This window comes from Streptomyces sp. NPDC055103 (genome assembly GCF_053607625.1).
In genome coordinates, this window is sequence record NZ_JBSGTX010000145.1 from 1 (window position 1) to 4,660 (window position 4,660).

The window sequence follows — 4,660 nt, forward strand, 5'->3', positions numbered from 1 at the left end:
ATCGACCGGACCACCTACAAAGCCACCATCAGCATCACCATGCTCACGAGCAGCCCTTGACGCCCCGACCCCCGCCCTAACTGAACGGCGTTGCCTCTAGCGCCCGGCACGGGGGGCTGGTGCTTGAAGGGGTGCGCACCGAGGTAGGCGTACAGCGGGGCGACGCGGGCGACGAGCTCCCCGTGTGCGTACCGCGGCTGGTTCTGCAGGTGCGGGGTGATGTCGCGGCCGACCTCGGTGGCCGCCTTGATGATCTCCCGCCACGTGGTGGTCGGGGCGTACCAGCCGTCCTCCTTCGGGAACCCGTCCGTCGCGCTCCACTCCTTGTGCTTGGCCGTCCGCCACTGCTTCCAGGGCTTGTCCGCGGGACCGTTACGGAACAGGACCGGTATGTCGAAGCTGTCGGCGTAGGTGAGCGGCGGCTCGTCGGGGACGTGCGCGGGGATCATCGGCGTCATGGAGACAACCCTGGCACGGGCCTCGACGCTCCCGGACCCGGCCCGCGGGCCTCCGGCCGTCGCCCGACGGCTGCCCGCCGCCCTCTCCGGGCTGCTGCGCGTGGCTAGGCTTCAGCAGTGACCGAACTGTCCACGCTTCCCGGAGACCCGTCCGAGCTGCGCCTGCGTATCTCCTACACCGATGAACTCGCCGACACCCCACAGGCCGACACCCTGGAACGCTGGGACGTGTCCGTCCTCCACACGGAGGGGACGGTGGGGTCGATCACCTTCTATCGGGTGCACCTCGACCGGGGTATGAACGCCGTCCGGGTCATGGAGGAGGAATCCGAAGAACTCGACGAGATCGCCCAGGCCCTGCTGGATCCGAGCACAGGGGGCTTCACCGAGGACGCCAGCAGCTCGCTTCCGTACGTGGGGTCCTCCCTGCTCGTCATGGACAAGGTGACCCTGGACGAGCCGTGGCGCGGGCACGGCCTCGGAGCCATCCTCGCCATCGAGGCGATCCACCGGCTCATGGCCGGCTGCCGTGCCATCGCATGCTCGCCGGGCGTCACTGACCTCAGCAGCGACCGTCCGAGGAACCAGAGGGAGTTCGACCGGGTGACCACGAAGATCGCCCGAGGATGGGAACACATCGGCTTCCGTCTCCACCGGGGCAATGTCTACATGCTCTCGCCGGCCTCCCTGCAGTTGGAGGAGCAGCGAGGAGCGATGCGACAGAGACTTGCGGAACTCGGCACCACCTGGCGCGGCACACACACCGCCGTATGCCCTCCTGGCTAGTTGGTGCGACCTGCGGGGCAGGAGTATGCCGGTTGCCGTGGTTCCTTAGTAGCCCCGGAGATACTCGGCTATTCGTTCAAATTTGTCTGGATCGTCCCCGAGGTATCCGATCACTGAGTTGCATCGACGATGAAGGATGCCCCTGACGCAACTACCGCATGACGTCTTCTTGGGGCAACACGAATGGTCGTGGTCGATCACCACGTCCTTGTCGAACTTTCCGAGGTGCTCCCCGCATACCGGGCATCGGCCGCCCTGATTCAGATGGATCTCCGAGTACCTGTCGTAGGTGATGCCGTGTCTTGCTGCTCTCTTGGCGATCTGCTGCTGGTCTTCGTTGCACTTGACGCTGTCGCATACGTAAGCCCATACCGTTTCGCGTCCGCTAGCGACGAACCTGCGCTCGTTCTGCCCGCCGCAGCATGCGCACTTGGGTGTGCCCTTGATCACTGATGATTCCCTGCCTGCGAGTCCTCCGTACACATCGGCGACCTCGGTGCCGGAACTACCGGCGAGGGTCCCGTCTCGCTGCGGATCCGAGCCGCCTCCGCCTGGACCAGCTTCCACAGCGTTGTCTCATTAAGCCGGGACCGGTCCGCTGTCTCGCGGTGGCCGGATTGGGGCATCTCCCACGCCGTCAGGAACGGCGGCAGCTTGAGGACACATCGCATGTAGTTCAGCACTGCCCGCTCCGCATCCTGCGCGTCACCGCCATAAGCGAAGTGGATCTCGTCGAGCAGCTTCCATCCGTGTCGTCGGTGCAGGACGACGCGGCCGGTGTGTTCGTTGCGGATGCCCACCTTCACTGCCTGCAGAGCGGGGTGGAAAATCACGTAGACGTACCCCGGGCGTTGCTTCTTGAAGCCCCCTTTTTCCGTGCAGTGCCCGCAGCCGAGACCCTTGGGGGCGTTCTCCCGCTTGGCGCACTTCCGCAGGTCGAGCAGGCGAGGGTAGGACACTTCCCCACAGACTTCATGCCGGGCTTTCCATCGCTCCTGAGCCCCTGGGTACCCCACGAGTGGAGTCCAGCGATAACTTCGCAACTCCTCTTCCGCAGCGCCAGGATCGGCCAGGTGCCAGGCCGACCGTGCGGCGTTCGCGCAGGTATCGCAGCCGCCCCAGCCGTTCATGATGTTGGAGTAGGACGGGCTGACTGCCGAGCCGCACGCGAGATGGATCGACGGCCATGGAACGTGTGCTTCGGTGTACGGAGACGTCGGCATGTACCCCTTGTCGAGCATGTTCCCGGTTGTCACCCGAGGGTCGAGTCTGCGGCGCTTGGCGTCGGCTGCGTACTTGCAGTTGATGCAGCCCATCGGCCCCTTGTGGCGGAATCGGGGTTCGATGCGATTGCCGCACACCATGCACTCGCACAGCCACTTGTTGTCGACTCCGGGATACGGGCCGAGTGGCCACAGCCGGCGGACCTCGATCATGTGACGGCCGGCTTCCTCCGGGTCCAATCTGCGCATGGGGTGAGGGTAGGAGACGGCACTGACACTGCCCCCCGATGGCCGAAGATCAGGATTGAGGGAACCGTTTGCGCGAGTGCCATCGCGGTGCCGTTGCAGCTGAGACTGTGCCGCGAAATCCTGGACCCTGCAGTAAGGCTCGCCATGCCAGTTCGCCTCTGGCAGACAGGAAAGATCGCGAAAGGACTGGAACACGCTTCAGGGGCATGTCAACCTAGACGACCCTTTCCGGGAAACCCGGAAAATCGCAGGTCAGAGAGGTGATGCCGTGACAGTGGAGCTGAGTTCCGCAGGATTCCGGACCACGACCGAGCGCCTGAGGCTGCACGACTGGCTCCTGGGGCCGGGACAGGCGACCGAGGTCATCGACACCTTCCCCGCCGCGAACGGCGACTTCCACTTCATTGTCGACGACCGGGCCGACACCCATATCGCCTCCGCCGACGGCCGCTTCTACCTCGGCCACTTCCCCGCCGGCCGACCCGGCGCCGAGCACGAAGGCTGGGTACTCGCGGTCACCGGCACCGCTCGGACTCCCGGCTACAGGATCACCTTTGATCCCCACACGCCGGCCCACCTGGTCGCGAGGACCGTCTCCGAGGTCCTGGCTACGGCCAAGCGTCTCTGACGGAGGCACCGTCCAGGCGTTCCCGTTGTCCCCGAGCCTCCGCCTTCCCCGTCCCCGCAAGGAGTGCACATGCCCGCACCTGCGTCAGACATGACCGTCCGCCACCTGATCGACCGCCTCGCCGTCCTGGACCCTGACACCCCCGTCCGTCTCGCCATCAACCCCTTCTGCCCGATGGCCCATCGTCTCGCTGACGTCCTCTTCGCTGAGGACCCGGACGGACAGCCGGTGGCGTACCTCGCCGAAGACCCCGAGGCCGTGCAGTGCGGCTACCTGCCCCGGCCAGTCGCCGAGGCGCTGACCTGGATGCCGCCGGTCGACCCGCCGACGAGAGTTCGCGCCGCAGACTGCGCGCCGTCTCCCCCTGACCGCCAGCACGACAAGGAGCACTTCTGCGCCCGTCCACGCCTTCCGATCCGTCCGATGTTCCGGCCCTTCCCGCCTGGTGGGTCACCCCGCGCCACCTTGCCGGTGACGACGGAGCACTCGCCGACCACGTCGCCTCCCACCTCTCCGCCGCCGGCTGGACTTCCCTGACACTCGCTCGCGGCCGTCGTGAACCTGTTGATCCGGATAATCCGGACGCGGTTCAGCAGGTGGTCCGCAGCACTGTGCTGTACGTCGCTCCCGACGGACTTCGCTGGGCCCAGTGGGTGCTTGCCGACGAGCCGATCATCCTCGGGGACCTGCCGGTCGCGTGGACCGTCTCCGCCCGTCCGACCGCGGACGGGCTGGCTGAGTGGACCGCCTATTTCACCACCGGCGTCCCGCCCGAAGCCGTTGCCGACTTCCTGCTCGCCCTGGAGGCCCGTCCGGATCCGGCGCACGGGTATGCAGGCCCGCACGTGGTCTTCGAGTCGCTCGCGGAGCGCGGCTGGGTCCGCGACATCGACAATCCGGCCGCCTTCTCCGATCCGCAGCTGGCCGCGGGCATGGCGCTGAGCCTCCTCCCGGAGTACCTCCAGGACGGAAACCCGCTCTGCCTCGACCCCACCGCCGAGCAAACCGGCTGGCTGGCCTGGTGCGAGCCCCGGATCGGGCGGGGCTACCTCTGGGCTACGGGGTTCTCCGCGAGCACTCCGCACGACCTCGTCGCCGCCTTCGCCGCCTCCCTCGCCTCTCCCGACCCCGTACTCCGGCACACCCTGCCCGGCGACAGCGAGGGACAACTCTCCCTGCGCCCTACCGTCTGACCCCTGGGGTCAGCCGCCAGCAGGGCCTCGTACCTCTTCGGGTCCAACAGCCGTCCCTCAGCACACACAGCAGCACAAACAGGGCCCGGGGGGGCGGGCGTAGACCAGGCCCCCCGGCCGGTT

8 protein-coding genes are annotated in these 4,660 nt (G+C 67.0%); 5 read left to right on the forward strand and 3 right to left on the reverse strand.

Annotation, left to right across the window (positions count from 1 at the left end; translation table 11 throughout):
- Positions 1–14: 14 nt before the first annotated feature.
- A complete protein-coding gene (locus ACWFR1_RS39925) occupies positions 15–458 on the reverse strand; it encodes a hypothetical protein (protein ID WP_453560892.1) in 444 nt (147 codons plus the stop codon).
- On the opposite strand from ACWFR1_RS39925, the gene ACWFR1_RS39930 reads away from it, so the two are divergent.
- Positions 457–579, forward strand: coding sequence for a hypothetical protein (locus tag ACWFR1_RS39930; protein ID WP_453560894.1), 123 nt, complete (start codon positions 457–459; stop codon positions 577–579). The two genes, ACWFR1_RS39925 and ACWFR1_RS39930, sit on opposite strands and share 2 nt — an antisense overlap.
- Positions 576–1,244, forward strand: a complete 669-nt coding sequence (locus ACWFR1_RS39935; protein WP_453560896.1) for a hypothetical protein — start codon at positions 576–578, stop codon at positions 1,242–1,244. Before ACWFR1_RS39930 ends, ACWFR1_RS39935 begins: the two co-directional genes overlap by 4 nt.
- A gap of 45 nt (positions 1,245–1,289) precedes the next feature.
- Here the strand turns inward: ACWFR1_RS39935 and ACWFR1_RS39940 are convergent, their stop codons facing one another.
- Positions 1,290–1,727, reverse strand: a complete 438-nt coding sequence (locus ACWFR1_RS39940; RefSeq protein WP_453560898.1) for an endonuclease domain-containing protein — start codon at positions 1,725–1,727, stop codon at positions 1,290–1,292.
- The gene (locus ACWFR1_RS39945) at positions 1,691–2,716 is read right to left on the reverse strand and encodes a hypothetical protein (protein ID WP_453560901.1); all 1,026 of its coding nucleotides are present in this window, start codon (positions 2,714–2,716) and stop codon (positions 1,691–1,693) included. Before ACWFR1_RS39945 ends, ACWFR1_RS39940 begins: the two co-directional genes overlap by 37 nt.
- A gap of 268 nt (positions 2,717–2,984) precedes the next feature.
- Here ACWFR1_RS39945 and ACWFR1_RS39950 point away from each other — a divergent pair, with 268 nt between their 5' ends.
- The 3 genes from ACWFR1_RS39950 to ACWFR1_RS39960 all read left to right on the forward strand — a co-directional run bounded on the left by ACWFR1_RS39950 (position 2,985) and on the right by ACWFR1_RS39960 (position 4,537).
- Positions 2,985–3,344, forward strand: a complete 360-nt coding sequence (locus tag ACWFR1_RS39950; protein ID WP_043224570.1) for a DUF317 domain-containing protein — start codon at positions 2,985–2,987, stop codon at positions 3,342–3,344.
- A gap of 69 nt (positions 3,345–3,413) precedes the next feature.
- Positions 3,414–3,881: a hypothetical protein gene (locus ACWFR1_RS39955; protein WP_453560904.1), complete on the forward strand. Its 468-nt coding sequence runs from the start codon at positions 3,414–3,416 to the stop codon at positions 3,879–3,881.
- A 59-nt stretch (positions 3,882–3,940) separates the two neighbouring features.
- Complete coding sequence (locus ACWFR1_RS39960) at positions 3,941–4,537, forward strand: DUF317 domain-containing protein (protein WP_364289574.1); 597 nt, start codon at positions 3,941–3,943, stop codon at positions 4,535–4,537.
- Positions 4,538–4,660: the final 123 nt, after the last annotated feature.

Coding starts and splice junctions, on each gene's coding strand:
- ACWFR1_RS39930 (WP_453560894.1), top strand. CDS start 457: ATGGAGACAACCCTGGCACGGGCCTCGACGCTCCCGGACCCGGCCCGC.
- ACWFR1_RS39925 (WP_453560892.1), bottom strand. CDS start 458: ATGACGCCGATGATCCCCGCGCACGTCCCCGACGAGCCGCCGCTCACC.
- ACWFR1_RS39945 (WP_453560901.1), bottom strand. CDS start 2,716: ATGCGCAGATTGGACCCGGAGGAAGCCGGCCGTCACATGATCGAGGTC.
- ACWFR1_RS39955 (WP_453560904.1), top strand. CDS start 3,414: ATGCCCGCACCTGCGTCAGACATGACCGTCCGCCACCTGATCGACCGC.